The sequence below is a fragment of the Shewanella canadensis genome, from assembly GCF_003966225.1.
GTDB lineage: Bacteria > Pseudomonadota > Gammaproteobacteria > Enterobacterales > Shewanellaceae > Shewanella > Shewanella canadensis.
On the sequence record NZ_RXNU01000011.1, the window covers coordinates 97,520 to 119,427 of the forward strand.

The 21,908-nt window shown below is 43.2% G+C and carries 16 protein-coding genes and 11 tRNA genes; 20 read left to right on the forward strand and 7 right to left on the reverse strand.

What is annotated here, in order from left to right; genetic code table 11:
* Positions 1 to 342: 342 nt before the first annotated feature.
* The gene (locus tag EKG38_RS17965) at positions 343 to 942 is read right to left on the reverse strand and encodes a protein-disulfide isomerase (RefSeq protein WP_126521646.1); all 600 of its coding nucleotides are present in this window, start codon (positions 940 to 942) and stop codon (positions 343 to 345) included.
* 289 nt (positions 943 to 1,231) lie between these two features.
* On the opposite strand from EKG38_RS17965, the gene EKG38_RS17970 reads away from it, so the two are divergent.
* The 3 genes from EKG38_RS17970 (at position 1,232) to EKG38_RS17980 (ending at position 6,086) form a co-directional block, all read left to right on the forward strand.
* Positions 1,232 to 2,761, forward strand: a complete 1,530-nt coding sequence (locus tag EKG38_RS17970) for a phytoene desaturase family protein (RefSeq protein WP_126521648.1) — start codon at positions 1,232 to 1,234, stop codon at positions 2,759 to 2,761.
* Between the two features lie 38 nt (positions 2,762 to 2,799).
* Positions 2,800 to 4,017, forward strand: coding sequence for an FAD-dependent oxidoreductase (locus tag EKG38_RS17975; RefSeq protein ID WP_126521650.1), 1,218 nt, complete (start codon positions 2,800 to 2,802; stop codon positions 4,015 to 4,017).
* Between the two features lie 233 nt (positions 4,018 to 4,250).
* On the forward strand, positions 4,251 to 6,086 hold the full coding sequence (locus EKG38_RS17980; protein WP_126521731.1) for a M2 family metallopeptidase: 1,836 nt from the start codon (positions 4,251 to 4,253) through the stop codon (positions 6,084 to 6,086).
* Between the two features lie 86 nt (positions 6,087 to 6,172).
* Here EKG38_RS17980 and smrA read toward each other — a convergent pair whose 3' ends face one another.
* On the reverse strand, positions 6,173 to 6,760 hold the full coding sequence (gene smrA, locus EKG38_RS17985) for a DNA endonuclease SmrA (protein WP_246033210.1): 588 nt from the start codon (positions 6,758 to 6,760) through the stop codon (positions 6,173 to 6,175).
* Between the two features lie 103 nt (positions 6,761 to 6,863).
* Between smrA and EKG38_RS17990 the strand changes: the two genes are divergently transcribed.
* Positions 6,864 to 7,433: a YybH family protein gene (locus EKG38_RS17990; RefSeq protein ID WP_126521652.1), complete on the forward strand. Its 570-nt coding sequence runs from the start codon at positions 6,864 to 6,866 to the stop codon at positions 7,431 to 7,433.
* Complete coding sequence (locus EKG38_RS17995; RefSeq protein WP_126521654.1) at positions 7,423 to 7,908, forward strand: YchJ family protein; 486 nt, start codon at positions 7,423 to 7,425, stop codon at positions 7,906 to 7,908. Before EKG38_RS17990 ends, EKG38_RS17995 begins: the two co-directional genes overlap by 11 nt.
* Positions 7,909 to 7,950: 42 nt before the next feature.
* On the opposite strand, the gene EKG38_RS18000 is transcribed toward EKG38_RS17995, so the two are convergent.
* The 3 genes from EKG38_RS18000 to EKG38_RS18010 form a co-directional block, all read right to left on the reverse strand.
* Positions 7,951 to 10,119 carry a sensor domain-containing phosphodiesterase gene (locus EKG38_RS18000; RefSeq protein WP_126521656.1) on the reverse strand — a complete coding sequence of 723 codons (2,169 nt, stop codon included), beginning with the start codon at positions 10,117 to 10,119 and terminating at the stop codon, positions 7,951 to 7,953.
* A 173-nt stretch (positions 10,120 to 10,292) separates the two neighbouring features.
* Complete coding sequence (locus EKG38_RS18005) at positions 10,293 to 10,580, reverse strand: DUF406 family protein (protein WP_126521658.1); 288 nt, start codon at positions 10,578 to 10,580, stop codon at positions 10,293 to 10,295.
* A gap of 111 nt (positions 10,581 to 10,691) precedes the next feature.
* Positions 10,692 to 11,183: a VC2046/SO_2500 family protein gene (locus tag EKG38_RS18010; RefSeq protein ID WP_126521660.1), complete on the reverse strand. Its 492-nt coding sequence runs from the start codon at positions 11,181 to 11,183 to the stop codon at positions 10,692 to 10,694.
* Positions 11,184 to 11,307: 124 nt separating this feature from the next.
* On the opposite strand from EKG38_RS18010, the gene EKG38_RS18015 reads away from it, so the two are divergent.
* From EKG38_RS18015 to EKG38_RS18040, 5 genes are all read left to right on the forward strand, one after another.
* A tRNA-Tyr gene (locus EKG38_RS18015) sits at positions 11,308 to 11,392 on the forward strand.
* A 61-nt stretch (positions 11,393 to 11,453) separates the two neighbouring features.
* Positions 11,454 to 11,538 (forward strand) — tRNA-Tyr (locus EKG38_RS18020).
* Positions 11,539 to 11,616: 78 nt separating this feature from the next.
* A tRNA-Tyr gene (locus EKG38_RS18025) sits at positions 11,617 to 11,701 on the forward strand.
* Between the two features lie 66 nt (positions 11,702 to 11,767).
* Positions 11,768 to 11,852 (forward strand) — tRNA-Tyr (locus EKG38_RS18030).
* Positions 11,853 to 12,396: 544 nt separating this feature from the next.
* Positions 12,397 to 13,458, forward strand: coding sequence for a PLP-dependent cysteine synthase family protein (locus EKG38_RS18040; protein ID WP_126521662.1), 1,062 nt, complete (start codon positions 12,397 to 12,399; stop codon positions 13,456 to 13,458).
* Here EKG38_RS18040 and queE read toward each other — a convergent pair.
* Complete coding sequence (gene queE / locus EKG38_RS18045; RefSeq protein ID WP_126521664.1) at positions 13,455 to 14,123, reverse strand: 7-carboxy-7-deazaguanine synthase QueE; 669 nt, start codon at positions 14,121 to 14,123, stop codon at positions 13,455 to 13,457. The genes EKG38_RS18040 and queE overlap by 4 nt on opposite strands.
* 188 nt (positions 14,124 to 14,311) lie before the next feature.
* Here queE and queC point away from each other — a divergent pair, with 188 nt between their 5' ends.
* Both queC and rrtA read left to right on the forward strand, forming a co-directional pair.
* Positions 14,312 to 15,010: a 7-cyano-7-deazaguanine synthase QueC gene (gene queC, locus EKG38_RS18050; RefSeq protein WP_126521666.1), complete on the forward strand. Its 699-nt coding sequence runs from the start codon at positions 14,312 to 14,314 to the stop codon at positions 15,008 to 15,010.
* Entirely contained in the window at positions 14,998 to 15,594 is a 597-nt protein-coding gene (gene rrtA, locus EKG38_RS18055) for a rhombosortase (RefSeq protein ID WP_185826898.1), read from the forward strand. Before queC ends, rrtA begins: the two co-directional genes overlap by 13 nt.
* 34 nt (positions 15,595 to 15,628) lie before the next feature.
* Here the strand turns inward: rrtA and uvrB are convergent, their stop codons facing one another.
* Complete coding sequence (uvrB, locus tag EKG38_RS18060) at positions 15,629 to 17,641, reverse strand: excinuclease ABC subunit UvrB (RefSeq protein WP_126521737.1); 2,013 nt, start codon at positions 17,639 to 17,641, stop codon at positions 15,629 to 15,631.
* Positions 17,642 to 19,036: 1,395 nt separating this feature from the next.
* Between uvrB and EKG38_RS18065 the strand changes: the two genes are divergently transcribed.
* From EKG38_RS18065 to EKG38_RS18100, 8 genes are all read left to right on the forward strand, one after another.
* Positions 19,037 to 19,112 (forward strand) — tRNA-Asn (locus tag EKG38_RS18065).
* A 52-nt stretch (positions 19,113 to 19,164) separates the two neighbouring features.
* A tRNA-Asn gene (locus EKG38_RS18070) sits at positions 19,165 to 19,240 on the forward strand.
* Positions 19,241 to 19,280: 40 nt separating this feature from the next.
* A tRNA-Asn gene (locus tag EKG38_RS18075) sits at positions 19,281 to 19,356 on the forward strand.
* A 37-nt stretch (positions 19,357 to 19,393) separates the two neighbouring features.
* Positions 19,394 to 19,469: transfer RNA gene (locus EKG38_RS18080), tRNA-Asn, on the forward strand.
* 24 nt (positions 19,470 to 19,493) lie between these two features.
* Positions 19,494 to 19,569 (forward strand) — tRNA-Asn (locus EKG38_RS18085).
* A 28-nt stretch (positions 19,570 to 19,597) separates the two neighbouring features.
* Positions 19,598 to 19,673: transfer RNA gene (locus EKG38_RS18090), tRNA-Asn, on the forward strand.
* A gap of 35 nt (positions 19,674 to 19,708) precedes the next feature.
* Positions 19,709 to 19,784 (forward strand) — tRNA-Asn (locus tag EKG38_RS18095).
* A 132-nt stretch (positions 19,785 to 19,916) separates the two neighbouring features.
* Positions 19,917 to 21,815, forward strand: a complete 1,899-nt coding sequence (locus tag EKG38_RS18100) for an EAL domain-containing protein (protein WP_126521668.1) — start codon at positions 19,917 to 19,919, stop codon at positions 21,813 to 21,815.
* Positions 21,816 to 21,908 lie beyond the last annotated feature (93 nt).

Below are 21,908 nucleotides of genomic sequence, written 5' to 3' on the forward strand. Positions count from 1 at the left end.
TTGGCGCAGTATTAAACAATACAGAGCGGTAGCATTACCTCCAGCCAAAAGACAATATCGAAGAGAGAACTGGAAAAAGTGTTGATACGGCTGAGGGTATCGAAAACTGGGATGTAGGTGATAGATAGCAATGAAGCTATGGTCTTCATTAATCGACTCAACACCAAGTTCACAGTAAAGTAGTAAGTAGTCATTCCAAGACTACATTCTTTATGGGGAAAGCCACCTAACCCGAACTAAGAATCGAAATAAAAAGGTCGGTACAAACTGCACTGACCCCTTTATCACTTAACCGACCAGTACCATTACATCTTACCCGGTAAAGTACGTCCCTAATTAAACCTAGCTTAACTCTTGCTTTACGGCTTCAACAACATCTTGTGGTTGGCCTAAATACAAGGAATGGTCGATAAAGACACCTTTGTCTTCGGTTGACAACAAGAGCACTGGAAATGCCATAGTTCCAATCATCTCTTGGATCTCACTGATATCTTCAAGCACATATTCTGCGTCACTACTTAACTCATCTCTGAACACTTTATTCGATGGTGACAATTTAAACTGTTCAAGAATATGAGTGAAGTCATGCTTACTATTCAGTGGATTACCTTCGATAAAATGCGCTTTTTGCAATGCATTTAGTACGGGTAACATTTTATCAGGTTGCTTGTTTTGCATCCAAGCCATTAAATTTGCCGTTTTTATGGCATTTTTGGGACTGTTAACATAGCGAATATGTTCTCTGCCAAACTTAACCGCACTCAATTTCAACACTGCGTCAACTTGCTCCTGACCCGCACTATCACTGCCGTTGAAATGGGTACAATGAAGCAGGTGAATATTCATTTCTGGGTAAGCTTCACTGAGTGCATTTACCACAGGTGTGGCCGCGTAACTCCAAGGACAATGGGAGTCGTAGATAAAATATAGATCAGAAGTCATTAGCTTGATTCTTTATCGGAAAGATATTGAGGTGATCCTAAATAGTTTACGCCCAATATACAATTAACAATTGTCTTTTAAACCATCATTTGACCCTATTTTCAGACAAGGACAGATCAATGAACGACATTTATTCTCATTAAGGGGCATTTCCTATTTTTTAAAGCAATTTTCCTCATTTGCTGGCCATCGCGTTGGGCACTACACTCAATATTACAGGGGGTAAAAACTCAAAGAGATCAGGGCATCAGTCTCGAGTCTTGCCCTCACTTGCCAGACGGAGTCGATAATGGATGTGGACTACTTGATTGTCGGTAGTGGATTATCAGCATTAGTGTTCGGCGCACTCAGTGCAAAAGCGGGCAGTAAAGTGATCATGCTTGAAGCACATCAGTACCCCGGAGGATTCGGCCATACCTTCCCTATGGGCAAACATTACAAATTCAATGCTCAACTTCATTATGTCTGGAATTGCGGAGAGGGTGAAACCGTTAACAAGGTTCTCAAGAAACTCGAACTCGATAAACAGGTAACCTTCGAGTCATTCGATCCTGAAGGGTTCGACCATATGCGTATGCCTGGATACCAACTCGATATTCCCTATGACACAGATCTACTGCTCGCTCGTCTATGGGCACTGTTTCCTGATCATGTTAAACAGTGCACCGCCTTTATCGATGAAGTCAGGCGTACTGCCGACGGATTAGAGGTGCTCTCCGGCGACGAACGATATAGGAATATCTTCAAAAACTTCAGTCAAACAGTAACCGCGTTTAACAACATCAGATCTACCCTGCAGCAGGTCTTTGACAAACACCGGCTACCTCTGGAGGCGCAAACACTGCTGGCTCTGCAATGGCCGGACTTTTTACTTCCACCCAATCAGCTTTCATTTTGTGCCTGGGTACTGCTTTTTACCGGTTATCAAAGGGGCGCCTATTACCCGACTCTGCATTTCGAGCATGTCATTAACTCTTTGGCCAAGACCATTGAAGATAATGGCGGGCAGATTGTCTATAAGACTCATGTAGAAAAATTTATCGTCGAAAACAATCGAGTCCTTGGGGTTGAAGCTAGCGATCTTAATACCCAAGAGGCCGCACGCTATGAGGCTAAATGCACCATCTGTAATATGGACCCCAAGAAAGCCGCACACTTGATTGGCATCGAAAAGTTTTCTCTGAAGCTGCGCAGGCAATTGGACTATGCCTATTCGCCCTCGAACTTTATGGCTTACTGTTCAGTTAAGGATATCAATCTACAAGACTATGGTTTTGGTAGATGGAATATCTTCCATACCAGTAATCCAGATCTTAACGCTGCGTTTGATGCCATGTATAACCAACATGATTATTCGGCCCCCAGTTTTGCCATCTCCACTCCTGGTTTTTTAACCGATGATCATTCTGACCGGCCTGAGGGCCAACAGATCATAGAATTTTTGACCGTCGCAGATTATCAATATTTTAAAGATCTGAAGGCCAGCGATTCCAGAGCTTATCGGAAGAGAAAAAGAGGCATATTAGATAACATAATAGATATCGTCGAAGATAATTATATCCCTGATTTCAGGGAATATTTAGCCTACAAGAATACAGGTAGCCCGACGACAAACGAAAATTTCTGTTGGTGTCCTCAAGGTAACTCATATGGTTCGGCGATGACGCCCGGCTATTTCAATCTGTGCAGATTAAATCATAACAGTTCACTGAAGGGTCTCTATTTTTGTAATGCCTCATCCGGCTATGCTGGTTTTGCCGGTACGTTTTGGACCGGGGCTAAGCTTTACCAGAACCTGACTGGAGAGCGCATTCTATAATCTGTCCAGTACGACGGATGCTATTAGGGAGGGAAACGATGAGGTTTGCGATCATCGGTGGCGGCACCAGTGGCATGGTGACAGCCTACTATCTGAGTAAGCAGGGCCACTCGGTTACCGTATATGAAAAGCAAGCCATCTTAGGCGGCCATATACGCACCGTAAATAAAAATGTCAAAATTGAAAGCATCGCTCCCGACATGGTTTTGGAAGGTGGAGTCGTCGAGTTTTCGAGTAACTTTAAGCACTTTCTTGCATTGATGGATGAACTTGACGTTGAACTCGAACCCTTGAAAGTGGGTTCAGCCATACTCCGACGTAATAAGAAACGCTTTCTTTCACCTAGGGTTATCACCGGAAATATTCGGGGGGTGAGCTTCATATTGGAGTTTATTAAGCTCGCTTTTGTTTACCTGTCTGCAAACTGGCTCTTGTTGCAGATATATTTAAAGCCCTCCTCTTTGCTCAGAGATAAGCCTTTTTCTGACTACGTAAGTAAAAAACAGATAAAAAATACCTGGCTAAAACTATTTACTATGTATTGTTTCTCTATTCCCTATAAAACCATCATGAAAATTCCAGCGGAATTGGCGTTTAATATTTTCCGACGATATTTTTGGGCTGATTGGAAACGGATAGATGGCGGTGTCTACACCTACATCGAGAAAATTGAGCACCTGTTAAACGGTAAAGTGATACGCAATGCGGACATTGAGGGAATAAGCCGTTCAGATACAGGGATAGTATTGAGGTTCAGGGATAGCACTGAAGTAAATTTCGATAAACTGGTTTTAGCCGTCCCGCCTGATCAGGTCCTGGCACTCTTATCCGATCCTACTGAGCGTGAGGTACAATTTTTCGATCCATGGAAAAAGAATATTGCCACAACCGTCCTGCATAGGGATCCTCTGGTTTATCAACGCTATGGCATAGCCCATCCATCTGAGTTTGATTTTTTCCAGACTAAAGACGGATGGGGCTATAACGCAAGTTTAAGCCGGATCTGCGGCTTGTCCTCACAGCAGCACTATAGCTTGGCCTACAATATTGATAGTTTGATCGCAAAAGAAAATATCATTCAATCCTTTGAACATCACACCCCTCTCTATAGCGTCGAAGCATTTCATTACCGTCGAAAAATCATCGACCATAACGGCGATAATCACACATACCATGCTGGCGCTTACCTCTATGACGGCTTACAGGAAGGTGCTGTTCTCTCTGCTTTAAAAGTAGCCGAACTAGTGGGAAATTAAACTAGGCGGAACTTCAACTCATCTGAAAGAGTCCGATGACAAAGTTAATCAATGGGCCTTATCTGTTCACCAACTTCAAGTTTCAGGTATGAAGCCCATGAGATAGATGGGTGTCTGAGGGACATAATCACCCGGTTTTCATCTCATATTCCCGCCTTTTTCAATCTGATGCTACTAAACAGATGATTTTGGGGTAAAATATGCAACACAAAAATAACAAGGGATATGATTCGATGATACGTTTATCTCCAAAGCTTTCAAAGCTTTCACTTCTAGTCGCTCTGTCTATCGGTGCTACGGCATGTAACACGGCACAAAACTCTGATGCGGCCACTCAATCTAAAACTGATGAAGCCAAGCAATTTATTCAGGGATCAGAGAAACAACTTAGCGATCTGTCTATAGAGATTAACCGCGCTGAGTGGATCTACAGTAACTTCATTACCGAAGACACGGCCGCCCTCTCAGCCGCCGTAGGTGAGAAACAAACCGCCACCGCTGTAAAACTGGCCACCATGGCAGCCAACTATACTCAACTACCCCTGGATGAAGTCAGTCTGCGTAAACTTAATATTTTACGCAGCTCTTTGGTGCTGCCAGCCCCTCTCGATCCTAAAAAAAATGCAGAGCTTGCTAACATCAGCGCCGAGTTAAACGGACTTTACGGAAAAGGAAAGTACTGCTTCGACGATGGACGTTGTTTAACACAACCCGAGCTGTCGGCCATCATGGCTGAATCACAAGACCCGGCCGAACTACTTGAAGTCTGGAAAGGATGGCGTGAAATTGGCAAACCTATGCGCCCTCTGTTTAAACGTGAAGTCGAGCTGGCGAATGAAGGGGCGAAAGATCTTGGCTACGCCAACCTATCTGAATTATGGCGTAGTCAATACGACATGAAGCCCGACGAGTTCTCTAACGAACTCGACCGTTTATGGGGACAGGTTAAGCCGCTCTATGACTCACTGCATTGTTATGTTCGTGGCGAGTTAAATGATGAGTACGGCGATGAGGTTGTCTCGAAAGAGGGCCCTATCCCAGCACATCTGTTGGGTAATATGTGGGCACAGAGTTGGGGCAATATTTACGATAAAGTCGCGCCACAGGACGCCGATCCTGGATATGATGTAACTGAGCTTCTCGCACAACATAACTATGATGAAGTAAAGATGGTAAAACAGGCTGAAAGCTTCTTCAGCTCACTGGGTTTTGCCGAGTTACCGGACACATTCTGGGAACGTTCTCTATTTGTTCAGCCTAAAGACAGAGATGTGGTCTGTCATGCATCTGCATGGGATCTCGATGATTTAGACGATATCCGCATTAAGATGTGTATTCAAAAAACGGCCGAAGATTTTACCGTTATTCATCATGAACTTGGCCACAACTATTATCAACGCGCGTACAAAGAGCAGCCGTTTATCTTTAAAAATAGTGCCAATGATGGCTTCCATGAAGCGATTGGTGACACCATCGCCCTATCCATCACTCCAAGCTATCTTAAACAGATAGGTTTACTGGACGAAGTACCCGATGCATCGAAAGATATCGGCCTGCTACTTAAACAGGCGTTAGATAAAGTCGCCTTTATGCCATTTGGCTTGATGATCGACCAATGGCGCTGGAAGGTATTCAGTGGTGAGATCACGCCGGAACAATATAATCAGGCATGGTGGGATCTAAGGGAGAAATATCAAGGTGTGAAGGCGCCAATTGCGCGAGGTGAGGAAAACTTTGATCCAGGCGCTAAGTATCATGTGCCCGGTAACGTTCCCTACACACGTTATTTCTTAGCCCATATCCTACAGTTCCAGTTCCACAAGTCATTGTGTGACGTTGCAGGTGATAAGGGACCTGTTCATCGTTGTAGTATCTACGGAAACAGGGAAGCAGGCGCTAAACTCAACGCAATGTTAGAGATGGGACAGAGTCGCCCATGGCCTGAAGCATTGGAAGTGGTCACAGGTAGTCAGGAGATGGACGCCAGCGCCGTTCTCGATTACTTCGCGCCATTACAAGTCTGGTTAGATAATCAAAACAGTGAAGCTAATCGTCAGTGTGGTTGGTAGTCTAAAACCGTCAGACTAATGAATTGAAAAACGCTCAACTGATTATGTTGAGCGTTTTTCAAAGCTAATATCTCTTCTAAATCAACCTATCTAAAACCGCTACCCTTATGATTTTGCTCTCTCGACTCTGTGCGTTTGTTTTCAGACTTGCTCAACATAACATATAAAGCGCCCGTTCCTCCGTGCTCTCTTTTAGCACTATGAAAAGCTAACACTTTATCCAGATGAGTCAGCCAATTGACCACAAAAGATTTAATCAGGGCGTTGATCGGTTTACTCTTAAAGCCTTTGCCGTGAATGATCAGAACGCACCGCTCTCCTTTCTCATACCTGTCTTCGATATAGTGATATAGCGCTTCCCTAGCCTGTCGTATTTTTAAAGCATGGAGATCCAACTCCGAGAGAAATTCATATTTCCCTGCACTCAGCTGCTTGAAAACCGGCGCTTGAACACCGTCCCGGCAGACACTGATCACCTCTTCCGGTTCTACAGCATTGATAAGGTTAATATCTGTCGTTAGCAGCAGTAACACGTCTGCTAATTGTGCCGCTTTATTTCGGGCTAATTGGGATGCCGATATCTCACTATTATGGGCCGGCCTGACTTGCTCACTACCAGTTAGAGGCTTAACCCCTACCATCTCGTCCAGAAAGGATAAAACTTCATCATTCACTACCGAATTCTCCTCTTAGACACACTTTGTTAAGAACTAAAACTTTAGATCGGTTGCACCTTCTATTATAGTGACATCAGTATTAGTAGAATTGAAATCATTAATGACACTTTTTAAATTTTTCGCAGCTTCTCTCCTCTCTTTTGTCTGTGTTTTACAGCCCGCAGTAGCTATGCCTGAAGATAACGTCGCGCTCAATCAGTTTTATACCCAATTTTCTCAAGCATTTGAGCATCTCGATGCCGATCTGGTAAAAAGTATTTATGCCGAAGACGCTTGCTACATACCTGAAAATCAGAGTAAAGAGATCACTATGGGGCGAAAAAACATTATCGCTCTGTACAAAAAGTTTTTTGGCAAGATCAAACACAAAGAAGCACGAATTGAGGTTGATTTCAGAGTCATAGAACGTCAGATGGAAACCACTAATGCAACCGATATTGGCTACTATTTAATTCGTTTTTACCCTCCTGTAGATGCAGAAGAACCTGTCAGCGAATTTGCCGGAAAATTCGTCACCGTATCTAAGAAAAATGAAGATGGAAAATGGTATTTGACCGTCGATACTAATAACCGCGCTGAACCTCCCTTTTACTACAATGCAAAACCTTCTCCAAATCTGTATTATGGCCGTCAATTTACGCCGTTAACTACAGAGAACGATGACAACTAACCCTGGCACTATCTGCCCATGTGGTAACACTAAAGATGAGACACCGCTTACCTATACACGTTGCTGTGAGCCGTTTCATAAAGGTTTAGCCCTCCCCTCGACGCCTGAAGCATTAATGAGAAGTCGTTATAGCGCATTTGTTCTCAAAGAGTATGAATACTTGATAGCGACTCATCACCCTGACTATTTGGACGGTCTTACTGCACAGGCATTGTCTCAGGGCGGAGAAACAAGCTGGTTGTCTCTCGATATTTTATCGACAAGGAGTAGCGGACAGTCCGGAGAAGTCTGCTTTCAGGCTTGGTATAGAGATGATACAGAGATCGATGCTATCCATGAATGCTCTCAGTTTGAGTGTATCGATGGGCACTGGCTTTATACTCAGGGCGAGCAAAAAGAGGCGGTTTTGCCAAAGAGAAATGAGTCTTGCGTCTGCAATAGCGGTAAGAAGTTTAAACAGTGTTGTATGAGATAACCCCTGTCATCCACCGAGATATTCCTATAGACGGGGCAGTATCTAATGAATCAACTCGGGTTTCGCTTGAAACAAAAATCGACTAAATTCAGATTCTCTTAACGCAGGACTATAGAGGAAACCTTGAGCCTGATGGCATTTATGCTCGGACAAGAAACTCTCCTGCTCCAGAGTTTCCACTCCTTCCGCCGTCAAGGAGATGTTCAGCGCAGATGCCATCGCAATAATCGCACTCACAATCTCCCGACTCTCACGGCTTACCGTTAAATCAGAGATGAAAGAGCGGTCAATTTTAAGCTTACTGATGGGAAATTGTTTCAGATATCGCATAGAGCTATAACCGGTGCCAAAGTCATCGATTGCAAGACCGACACCGAGCTCAGAAAGCTCCTGACACAATTTCGTGGCATTTTTGATATCTTCCATCAACTCTGTTTCGGTGATCTCCAAAATCAAAGTTCCCGGTTTCAAACGATAACGGGCGACTAACTGCCATACCTGTTCATACAAATTGCCGCTAAAAAACTGCCTCGCGGACACATTAACGTGCATAGATATATCAATTTTATGGTGTTGCCATAGGTTAAGCTGCCTGCAAGCAGCCTCGAGAACCCAGGAACCGATGGCATTGATCAAGCCTGTCTGTTCCGCTATATCGATAAACGCACCAGGGTACAGCACCCCTTTCTTGGGGTGATGCCAACGTATAAGGGCTTCAGCGCCTATATAAGCCTTCTTCTGGAGATCCTTCAATGGCTGGTAATAGAGTTCAAACTCCCTGCCTCGCAACGCGGTTTGCAGATCTCGTTCAATTTGAGTGTTATCTTTAAAGGCATTAAGTAATGCATTATTGAAGATCTGAATCGTATCACCCTGTTTCTTTTTCGCATATTGTAGTGCGATATCGGCACATGCCAAGGGTAAAAACAGGTCTTCGACTGAGTTAATATCGACAATAGCCAGAGCGGGTTTGGGATCGATATGCTCTCGACCTATGGTCACAGGCATGATCAGCTGGCGATATAACCTAGCGGTAATGTATTCCATATCGGCTTCGCTCTGCTCAGACAGGATAATGGCAAACTCATCACTGCCCACACGCGCGATTTGATCGGTATGGTTTACATTGGCAAAATGTTTCAACCTACGCGCGACTTCGATAAGAAGAATATCGCCACTCTCGTGTCCATAGGTATCGTTAAATCGCTTAAAGCCACAAAGGTCGATTAAAATCAGCAGACCCGTCGTCGTTTTTTCAAGTTCTCGATTGAAGTAAGTACGATTGTATAAGCCTGTTAAACCACAATGCCATGCTAAACGTTCTAACTCAGATTGATACCTTACCTCTTCGGAGCAATCTTCGGCATTAACTAACGCAAAATGGTTGCCTCTTTCTGTAATAAATTGCTTAACCGAATACCTTAACCAATAGGAGGAACCATCCTTGCGGGTAATTTCACATTCGCCTTTAGCAAACTTACCCTCTCGAACTTTTGCCAATGTCATCATGGCCTGTTCGGGATGTTGCTTAACAAAATCGAGATGTTTGAACGAGCGGCCAATGATCTGTTTTTTAGAGGCTCCCGATATCTCTTCATGAGCCTGATTTACATACTCAATAATATCGGTATGAAGATTGACTAACATACTGATCTGTTCCGATTGCTCGGCCGCACTTAAAAATAACGTGAGCTTTTCATCTTTTTCATAGGCATTGCGCGTCGCCAACGTTAATGCCAATTGATCGGCAACTTGTGACGCAATATGGATTTCGGAGTCTGACCAGTGAAAATGATCTTTTCTCTCGAGAAAGAGCACGCCTTCCAGATGCCCGTTAATTCTGATTGCGATATCTAATGTGGACTTGATCCCCTTGGGGGCAAAGTAGACCGAAGCGAGCTCATTGAGTCTTACATCGGTATCGATATCGGTCGCATCGATGAGACGCTGATTTTTAAGCTCGATAATATAATGAGGGCAATCGAGGGGGGCTGGTCGTAAAAATGTGTCGGACAGCAAGGAACCGTAATTAGCTATGTTACTAATTTCGTTGTTATCACAAGAGAGGATGCATACACCAACGTGCGTGACATGGAGCTGCTGACACAGAAGCTCTGTGGCTAGTTCGGCAGTCTTTTGAAAATCACCTTCTTGTTTGGCTTTGGAATTAACGATCAATTCCAATAAGTGTTGATACTTACGTTTCTTCACTAAATGTCCTTGAAGTAGCAAGCCAAATGGCTTGCTGGTTGTCTCAAATTAACTTTGGTTTGCGAGCCAAGAGATAATGAAACCAATGTATAAATATACAAACAGATTTTAAATATAATTTTTCTTTAGGAGACTACACGAGAAGGTCACGAGTCGGCAACACACCGGTTAATTTAAATACCGTTTTCGAGCTGAAAAATCATTTTTTCGGCACTAAATGAGAAGTTGAGCAATAAAGTGACCTCTGAATTTTCAGATTTAATCTCGGTCTTTATCTCCTCGAATCGTTTCTTTGCTTTCGCAGACATCGCTTCGGCTTCTGCCTGAGCGGCATCTCCGGTAAAACTTATCGCTAGCTGTGTATCATGCTCATCAATCACAGCCCCAATATCGGCATAGCTGCCACAGTCGCTGCAAGTATCGTTGACGAGATCTGATTGGGCACTCTTAATATTTTTCATGTTTTAAAGACTCTAAAATAAACTATGTCATTTATTATACGTCAACTTCTTAGATCCTACGCGACATCACTCAGGGTTAGATCACAAAACCTTATAATTTTTCTTATTAGGTCAGGCCAATGTTTCACTCATCTGACGTTGCTGAGAAAGCTGATCGACAAAATGCATCACTTCGGGTCTATACGTTTCACCTTGCGTCTGGTAGCGATATTTCTGCCTGACATTTAAGTCACAGTTGGCCAAAACTTGCTGCATATCCAAAGATTCCTCACCTCTGGTAACGATAGCTTCCGGCTTTAAGGCTTGCATAAGTTGAAATGCTCTGGCACCACCCAGGTGAAACTGCTCACTGTTATCTACCGGTGATGGCTCAAGTGTTAAGTCACTAATTAATGTCTCTTCAATCGGAAGGTCAAACTTAGCTCTGAGCTCAGCTTCCAGAGTTAAGGCATTATCTTTAATGTGAAACTGAGCCATATCTCTCGCATCAGTCGACAATAAAGCGAGCAATAGCGCAAACTCCCCCCTTCTATCGCTGTCTATTGCGCGATTGAGGCGAGAGCCTAATTGTGTCTCATTAACTAATATCTTACCTGGCTGCATAAAAAAACATCAACAAATCAACTCGTTGATAGTTAATCGACCACTTGAACAAGAACTTTAGAATTAATTTCAATATTGGCTTTACTCCGCAAACGTTTGTGACTATTATTGCCGCCGCAAGTGAGGAGGGGTTCCCGAGTGGCCAAAGGGATCAGATTGTAAATCTGACGGCTCAGCCTTCGAAGGTTCGAATCCTTCTCCCTCCACCATTTGTGTACTCTGCTTTGTTAAAGAGAGAAAAAGTGTTGAAAGTAAGATAAAGATATATGCGGAGGGGTTCCCGAGTGGCCAAAGGGATCAGATTGTAAATCTGACGGCTCAGCCTTCGAAGGTTCGAATCCTTCTCCCTCCACCATCTTTATTTTGTCGACAGCATAAGTAACTTGATTTAAAAGATGTAAGAGTAAGAAGAAAAAAATAAGTTGAAAAATGTGGAGGGGTTCCCGAGTGGCCAAAGGGATCAGATTGTAAATCTGACGGCTCAGCCTTCGAAGGTTCGAATCCTTCTCCCTCCACCACTTCAATTTATTCGATATAAAGTTTATCAGTAGTAAAAAGTTCGAAAGTAAAAAAGTAGAAAATGTGGAGGGGTTCCCGAGTGGCCAAAGGGATCAGATTGTAAATCTGACGGCTCAGCCTTCGAAGGTTCGAATCCTTCTCCCTCCACCACTTCTATCTAGCTTAATTAATTCCCTCCAAACTATTTCAAACCTCATCATAGTCATTATTATCCGTACACTAGCCTTCTCGCACACCCAATATTGCCCATCATTCGTTACACAATAGCCAATACTATTTGTAAAAAAGCTATTACCACCATTTGTCCCCAGATCCATATCCCTTAGGCTCCAGATACTCCAAATATAATCTGCAGCTTTCGCTGTCATCACTAATGCATTTTAGCTATTATTTAGAACATAAAGTAACAATACCAATCAGTATAAGAAAGTGATCTACTCAGCGTGTTTTTTGGCAACTAATTCAAGGCGAATGTATGATGGAATGGTTGTTCCCTTGTAAGGCCATTCAACGCAGAAGTAGGCAGCCAAAAACACGCCTAACAGGCGAGTTTTAGTGCATCCGATGCTGTGTTAACGAACTTGAACGTAGAACAACTATGTTCTTCCCTCGTTGCCTTGCCTCAGAAGCACTAAATGCTCGCTGAGCGATCACATCTTTATACTGATTGGTATCACCTAAAATAAGAGAGAGCATGTCAAATTCATGGATTAATCAGGCTATCGCCATTATTGAGGCCGATTACCAACGTAGTGCAGACACCCATTTATTCAAACTCGATATACCGGCACTTGCAGGTATCGACATCTATCTCAAAGATGAAAGTACCCATCCAACAGGAAGTCTAAAACACCGATTGGCTCGTTCTCTTTTTCTTTATGCGCTTTGCAATGGTTGGATTAAGAGTGACACGACCATTATTGAGTCATCATCGGGAAGTACTGCGGTATCAGAGGCCTACTTTGCACGACTGTTAGGTTTAGCCTTTATCGCTGTCATGCCACGTTCGACGGCAAAGAAGAAGGTCCAGCAAATTGAATTTTATGGTGGAACTTGCCACTTCGTCGAGCATTCTAGTGAGATCTATGCCGAATCTGAACGGTTAGCCAATCGCTTAAACGGCCACTATATGGATCAGTTCACCTTTGCTGAGCGAGCAACAGATTGGCGTGGCAATAATAATATTGCCAATTCCATTTTTGATCAGATGAGTCGTGAGCCTCACCCAATCCCGAATTGGATTGTGATGAGCCCGGGTACAGGGGGAACCTCGGCCACTATAGGACGGTATATACGTTATCAACAGCTCGAAACAAAACTCTGTGTCGTTGACCCTGAAAACTCCGTTTTCTTCGATTACTACCAAACCGGAGATAAGAGTATCACCTCCTCAAAGGGCAGCAAGATTGAGGGAATAGGCAGACCTAGAGCCGAACCCTCATTTATACCCGGCGTCGTCGATAGTATGGTTAAAATTCCGGATGCGGCCTCGATTGCGACTATTTTCTGGCTAGAAAAAATAATAGGTCGAAAGGTGGGACCTTCAACGGGGACAAATCTTTATGGGGTTCTGCAGATAGCCACAAAAATGCTGGAAGAGGGGAAAAAAGGGTCCTTGGTAACCTTGCTATGTGACTCAGGAGAGCGCTACCTTGATACCTATTACAACCCTGAATGGGTTAAAAATAACATAGGCGATCTTTCTCACTATGAGGCTAAACTGCAACAGGTTAGCCTCACCGGAAAGCTTGATTAGTCTATATCTAAATATTTATGTGTCTGTATTGAAAGGCGCCAGTTACGTTCAATACAGACGCGCATCGCCAACTCCGTCGCCCTACTCTTCTGACTGATAGGCTGTAAACAGATGGTCTTCTCAGCCAGAGGGATCCCCTTAAGCAAACAATCCAGATCATCGATATGCGCTTGCGTCGCAACCGGATGCTTGATCTCATTCGCTCTGATTAAGGCCTGTTCTAAAATGGGTAGACCCGCCTTCATATTTATTTTTGGCGAAACCGTCACCCAGGTTTTATCTGAACATATAACCTCAAATGTGCCACTGGTCTCAATTTGAGTCGCGTAACCCGAAAGGTGTAGTGATTCAGTCAGCGGGATCAAATCATGTAAACAGGGTTCTCCCCCCGTGATAACCACATGTTTTGCAGTAAAACCTTTTATTTTGAAGTTGCTGATCAACTCTTCGGCCGTAAGTTCGGCCCAGCGCCCAATCGTTCCATCAACTTGAATCACCAATTCTGGCGCGACTCTATTGTCTTCTATCACATCCCATGTGTGTTTAGTGTCACACCAAGAGCATCCAACCGGACATCCTTGAAGTCGAACAAAGATAGCTGGAACACCGGTAAAAAAGCCTTCCCCTTGAATCGTCTCGAACACTTCATTGACAGGGTATTTCATGATAAACCTCAAAAAGAATGGGCGGCATTTATAAATTATTTTTCGCTTGCAGGCAAGTAATGATTAGTCTTTCAGGTGTTACTCGAATTTACCCTCTAATGATTACACACTTTATTCCTCTTGGAAGAGTTGCAAGCTATTCCTTGTCAGTTAAAATAGTCACAGTTTAATTCAGTAAGAAATTATTTATGTCAAAAGTGTCAAAAGCGGTAGTGGTATTTAGTGGCGGACAAGATTCGACCACCTGTCTGATCCAAGCACTCAACCAATATGATGAAGTGCATGGTATTACGTTCGATTATGGACAACGCCATAGTGAGGAGATTGAGGTTGCCAGATCTCTGGGTAAACGCCTTGGCTTGGTCAGTCATAAGATATTAGATGTCTCTATGCTTAACGAGTTAGCCATTTCGGCGCTAACTCGGGATTCTATTGAAGTATCCAATGAGCTTATGGAAAATGGATTACCCAATACTTTTGTGCCAGGCCGAAATATTCTGTTTCTTACTTTGGCGGGGATCTATGCGTACCAATTAGGCGCCAATTCCGTCATTACCGGCGTCTGTGAAACCGATTTTTCGGGCTACCCGGATTGCAGAAATGACTTCGTAAAAGCGATGGAGTCAGCATTGAATCAAGGAATGGATCGTCAATGTGAAATCGTAACGCCTTTAATGTGGTTAAATAAAGCCGAGACCTGGGCTTTAGCAGACCAGTATAAGAGCCTCGAGTTAGTCAGAGATGAAACATTAACGTGTTATAACGGCATTATTGGTAATGGGTGCGGGACTTGTCCTGCATGTCTTCTCAGACAACGAGGCTTAGAAGACTACTGTAATAACCGGGAGCAGGTTCAATCGGACTTAGCATCTAAATGTCAAAAATAAAACCGTTTATACGCAGTAGTTATGCCGTTGCAGCCCTGATCACGGCGTGCTGTATCCTACTGCATTTTATGGATACTAACTCATTACTGGCATTTCGGCGTGATGGGATCGCTAATGGTGAATACTGGCGACTCTTCACCGGTAACCTACTGCATACCAATCAATGGCACCTGCTAATGAATCTGGCAGGCCTTTGGGTACTCCTGTTACTCTTTAAACCTCATTTCCAAGCACTTAGTTTTACCTTGATTTTTTCAGCATTGTGTTTACTTCAAGGCCTTGGATTGTACCTTTTCTACCCGGGCTTGCTGGGCTATGTCGGGTTAAGTGGCATGTTACACGGCCTGTTTACTTACGGCGCGATAAGAGATATCTCAACGGGGCTTAAGTCGGGCTACCTGCTACTGTTGGGGGTTATCATTAAGGTCGCCTATGAGCAAATATTTGGTGCGAGCGCTCAGGTAACAGAGATGATTGGTGCCCGGGTCGCCACCGAAGCTCACTTAGTCGGCGTCATCACAGGCATTTTTGTCGTGGGTTTGGTCAGTTTATTCAGCAAACTGTACCGTAAAGCCAATATCTGAAAATGCGGGGCGCTAGCCCCGCAACCTTCATATCTTAAGCTTTAATCAGTGCCTCTCGCAATTTTGCTACCTGATCGCGAACTGCCGCTGCCTGTTCAAACTCAAGGTTCTTAGCATGCTCATGCATCTGTTTCTCTAATGCGTCCATTTGATGGCTTAGGGACGCAATGTCGGGCCCGCCGTAAGGCGCCCTGGACTCAGCAACCTTGTTATTGTCAACATCCTGTCCATCTGCACTCTTGTCACCCACATCCATGACATCGGTGATCTTCTTAGATACTCCCTTAGGGACGATGCCATTATCGAGGTTAAATTGATGCTGTAGTTTACGACGTCGCTCGGTCTCCCCCATCGCACGGGACATCGAATCCGTTATCTTATCGGCATAGAGGATAACCTTGCCGTTAATGTTTCGTGCGGCGCGGCCAATGGTTTGAATGAGTGAACGCTCTGAGCGTAAGAAGCCCTCTTTATCGGCATCGAGTATGCACACCAGCGAAACCTCTGGCAGATCCAACCCTTCTCTTAACAGGTTAATACCTACCAGCACATCGAACACGCCTAGACGTAGATCTCTGATGATCTCAACTCGTTCAACCGTATCGATATCAGAGTGCAGATATCTGACCTTTATCCCGTGTTCGTCGAGGTATTCTGACAGGTCTTCTGACATTCGTTTAGTCAATGTGGTCACGAGTACACGCTCATTTACCTTTACCCGTTGATTAATTTCAGAAAGCAAGTCATCAACCTGGATAGCGATTGGGCGAACTTCCAGCACAGGATCCAGTAAGCCCGTAGGTCTGATGACCTGCTGAGCTACCTCACCATCACTCTTATCTATCTCATATTTACTGGGCGTGGCCGATACATAGATAGTTTGCGGCATCAGGCTTTCAAACTCTTCGAACTTCAGTGGTCGGTTATCCAATGCAGACGGCAACCGAAATCCGTACTCGACCAGATTAGATTTTCTGGATCTATCCCCTTTGTACATAGCACCAATTTGCGGAACCGTCACATGTGACTCATCTATGATCAACAGTCCGTCATCGGGTAGATAATCAAGTAGAGTCGGTGGCCCATCGCCCTCAGATCTACCGGATAGGTATCTGGAATAGTTCTCGATACCGGAACAGTAACCCAGCTCGGTCATCATCTCGATATCATATTGCACACGTTCGTTAATTCGTTGCGCCTCTATCAGTTTATTATTATCTAATAGCTGCTTCTTCCTTATCCTCAGCTCTTCTTTGATATCTTCGGTAGCGGCTAGAATTTTCTCACGCGGTGTGACGTAATGGCTCTTAGGGTATACGGTGGTTCTGGCAATGCGCTTACTGATATGACCCGTTAGCGGATCAAATAAACTTAAACGTTCTATCTCTACATCAAACAGCTCGACACGAATCGCCAATTTATCCGAATCGGCAGGGAAAATATCGATGACTTCCCCTCTGACCCGATAAGTTCCCCGCTTCAATTCGATATCATTACGGGTATATTGCAATTCGCTTAACCGCTTTAAGATATCCCTCTGGTCCATGAAATCACCTTGTCTCAGGTGTAATAACATCTTCAAGTAAGAGTCGGGATCCCCCAGACCATAAATGGCCGATACAGACGCGATGAGAACCACATCTTTGCGTTCTAACAGGGCTTTTGTTGCAGAGAGCCTCATCTGTTCTATATGCGCATTAACCGAAGCATCTTTCTCTATAAAGGTATTCGTAGATGGTACATAGGCTTCCGGTTGGTAGTAATCGTAATAGGAGACAAAATACTCAACCGCATTGTGTGGAAAAAACTCCTTCATCTCACCATATAATTGAGCAGCCAAAGTTTTATTAGGCGCCATGATAATAGTAGGCCTGGCTAGCTGCTTGATCACATTTGCAATAGTAAACGTCTTACCTGAGCCAGTTACACCGAGTAAAGTTTGGCACGCAACTCCGGATTCAATACCATCAACCAACTTTTCAATTGCTTTAGGTTGATCCCCTGCCGGGGTGTATTGAGATTCAAGTTGAAACGTAGATTCTGTCACAGAGTTCTTCCCCATATAATTAGCCCTCCATTTTATACTAATCCGCATGAATATGTGATCATTGTTCGTTAATGAAACAACACCAAGATAAGAAGCTTCACCTGACACTCAATACCTAAATTCATGACCTAAGTTCATGAGTCTAATTCAAGACCCCAGTTCAGGTGAGTTAATCATTTACCATTTAAAACACCGGAAGGTAGGCGTACAAACTGACGGTCACTTCTAAGGATTTGTTAAACGGTATCGACAAACTGCGACACCTTGAAACTCGTCGCTTCTATCTCGGTGCCATCTTCATACCATTCAAGTTCAGAATTATTTAACTGTCATTAATCACTTTAAAGAGGAAAATCAAGAAAAAAACCAAGAGTAATTGCTCTAACTGGATGATTTTTTAAGAGATGTATTTTATTCACTAGAGTCATGATGAGAAACGAGAATATCAATCATCTCCCCTTGATTGTTCGGTTCTTAACATAACAAGATGACATATTTTTGTTTTAAGCATGAAATTTTAGAACATGGCAAATCGATGCCAAAAATGGTTAATATATCGCCGCAACCCCAATGAAAATGCCAAATTAATACACAAGATAGAGCATTCATTCAGTTACATTTAAGCAACAGGTCAATATAAGATTTAAAGAAGTTCTTGATTTTCGTATAACATTGTAAACAAAGGGTTTTATTTACATACAAAAATGATGCGCATTTTAAGCTCAAGTCCCTATTTATGAGGCTTTGAAACACATTTTTCGGCTTAACTCACAGGTTTATCCACAGATTTAGTGGATAAGTCAATCTAACCCTGATTACACGTGGGTTTTGGAGGGTTCAGTCTGATGGGACATCTCATAAGAAATGTATGTAATTTTGCTACATTTGAAACTCTATTAACCTTTCTTCGATTCTACATCTTATAATTGCAATGCTAAAAACATATCGCCTTGTATAGAGAGCCCTAATTTAATGGCTGCTAAGCCATGACATGTTCACTCATTCTAATTGGCATTTAACCATGGACAAACAACACACTCTCTCACGACTCAGACATTACTCCTCCACACACAGCAAATTTCACTCTTCCTTCGTGATAGCTCCGGATTTCTATCTTACTCGGTATAGATAGTGCCATCTCCAATTAGCAAGTATTGGTATAAGGGGTTAAAAACCGCATTTCTATCAGCCTTTTATTGATATGCTCACACCTGATTAATATTCGGCCCCATAAAAATGGCCAGACAAGCATCAAAACGATGGAATCTACATCATGATGGACGTTAGATGAGCACTTAACAGCTTAATTACACTTTTTTTTGTTACGCGAGTTGACTCATCATGAAGAGCGATTTAATATGCGCTCCGTCTTCAACGACGAATAGCTTAAACGTTTCCCCTGTAGTTCAGTTGGTAGAACGGCGGACTGTTAATCCGTATGTCACTGGTTCGAGTCCAGTCCGGGGAGCCAAAGTTATTTTAAAGTGAAGCACAACAGGTGTTTACCTGTTTAATAATGATGTTCCCCTGTAGTTCAGTTGGTAGAACGGCGGACTGTTAATCCGTATGTCACTGGTTCGAGTCCAGTCCGGGGAGCCAAATTATTAAACTCACTTGTTAATGATAAAGTAAAATCGATTCCCCTGTAGTTCAGTTGGTAGAACGGCGGACTGTTAATCCGTATGTCACTGGTTCGAGTCCAGTCCGGGGAGCCACTTTGTTAGTAACAATAAGCATCATTGAAAAATCGATTCCCCTGTAGTTCAGTTGGTAGAACGGCGGACTGTTAATCCGTATGTCACTGGTTCGAGTCCAGTCCGGGGAGCCACTTTTTCAAAAATAAACTAGTAATTCCCCTGTAGTTCAGTTGGTAGAACGGCGGACTGTTAATCCGTATGTCACTGGTTCGAGTCCAGTCCGGGGAGCCATTAGTTTAGTAGTACATTTTAATTCGATTCCCCTGTAGTTCAGTTGGTAGAACGGCGGACTGTTAATCCGTATGTCACTGGTTCGAGTCCAGTCCGGGGAGCCAAATTAAAAAAACTTGTTTGATAGATATAGATCGATTCCCCTGTAGTTCAGTTGGTAGAACGGCGGACTGTTAATCCGTATGTCACTGGTTCGAGTCCAGTCCGGGGAGCCATTTATTCCATTCTTTTGCCCTCTTCTCTCCAATATCAGCATTTAATTTTCGCTCAGTCTCGTTTTCAGATAGAATAACCTCCAGAATTTACTAAAATTAATATGAATTTTCATTTCTGCGTATGGATTCTTTATGAGCTTAACAAAAATATTTCAAAGCTTTTTATTTGTCCTCTTTGTCGGTATCTGTTTCCTCGTATACGTAGAACAAACCCATTTACTCTCAGAAAAAGCCCATTCCAGACTCGCACTTTATCAAAATAGCTTTAATACCGAACAAACCTTGCCGTCCCATGGCAATGAACTCTTAGGCGAACTGGAAAAACAGAACAAATTTCAATTCTTTCAATATATCCATAGTACGGATAGCAGCTATAACCTTACCCAAGGCGAGTTAATTTTGGTTTCTAATCACCTTCTGGCTCCACTATTTCCAATAGAGATGCCTGATACCCGAACTTTCGAAGAGGGCCGGCTACAGATAAAGCTGTTTAAAGAAGATATTCTAGATGCTGCAATAGCTAATTTTCAAAATGCAATAATCGTCTTGGGAACCGCCTACCTGCTTGTGGCCGTCACTTTTTTTCTCTTGATGTTAAGGCTTAAGCGGGCGATCAGATACTCGGCGAACTATATTGCAGGCCTTTCAAATCACTCATTTGATGCTTTTGAAGCCTCTAAACTCGGCTCAGAGTTAAAACCTATCGGACTGGCGCTGGAAAAGTTAAAAGTAAAGCTCAAGGCGAACTTAGAACAAGCCGCCGATGAAAATGAAAAACTGGCTAAAGTCGCTTATCAAGATCCTGTTACCGGCCTAGCCACACGCACCGTCTTTACACAAAAATTAGAATCTTTTTCAGAACTGAGTAAAGAGCACATTGGTCTGATGGCGATTGTAAAAGCCTCTGAATTGGCACAAGTAAATGATAACTTTGGTCGTACAGCCGGTGACGACTATTTATTAGAGGTCGCCAACTGCATTCGCAAATCTCTGAGTGAGTTTCCAGACGCTGAATGCTACAGAATTTCGACAGCCGATTTTGCAGTGTTCATTCCAGGTCTGATCCTTAAAGATGGCATCCCCTTTCTTGAGTCATTAAAATCGCTATTTGACGAATATCAACAATCCCTAAATACAGATTCCGTCGCTCATGTTGGACTTGTGCCTTATCAACACGACAGTGACACGGTCAAATTACTCACACTGGCAGATACGGCGGTAAGCATTGCCCAAACATTGGGACCAAACTGTTTTTATATGCAGGATAAATTTAATGGCGATGAGGTATATGGAGATACACGCTGGAAAGAAGCTATCGATGACCTTATTCACAGACAAGCTCTTAAATTTTATCAGCAGCCGATCCACCCCTGTAGAACCGAGGTATTAGTTTATAAAGAGTTGCTGACCCGTTTCTATAACAGTGAAGGGAAGTTTTTACCAACCACTACGGTTATCGCAATGGCTGAGCGCCACGGCATGATGTTAGATCTCGATAAACTCATCATAATAAACACGATTAAGATGCTGATTAATACCCCTGCCATGTCAGGAGCCTACGGCATAAATATTAGCGCATCTTCTATTATGCAAGATGATTTTGTGGCCTGGATTAAAGATCTACTCGCAAAACAACGCCATATCGCAGCCAGATTAGTATTTGAAGTCAATGAGTCAGGCATGCAATCCAATTTATCTGCCAGCCATAAATTTGTTCGAATTATGCATAGCGTTGGTGCCAGGGTTTCAGTCGAACACTTTGGTATGGGCTTTACCTCCTTTAAATTTTTTAAAGAGGTGAGGCCCGACTATATCAAACTCGACGGTAGCTACACCGATGGGATTGTTGAGGACACTAACAATAAGTTTTTCATTAAGATGATCGTCGATATAGCCAGAAGGCTCGGTATCAGGGTTATTGCGACGAGTGTTGAGCGTCAGGAAGAGAAGCTGGTATTGGAGAGAATGCACGTCGATGGTTTACAAGGCTACTATATTTCACAACCCCAAGCTGCACAGACGATAGAGTAATAACAAAGCAAAAGAAGAATTTCAGTAAAACCTTGTATTCTATGTGTTGTTTATAGACACGGAAAAGTCGATAATAGAGGGAATAATTGCCTT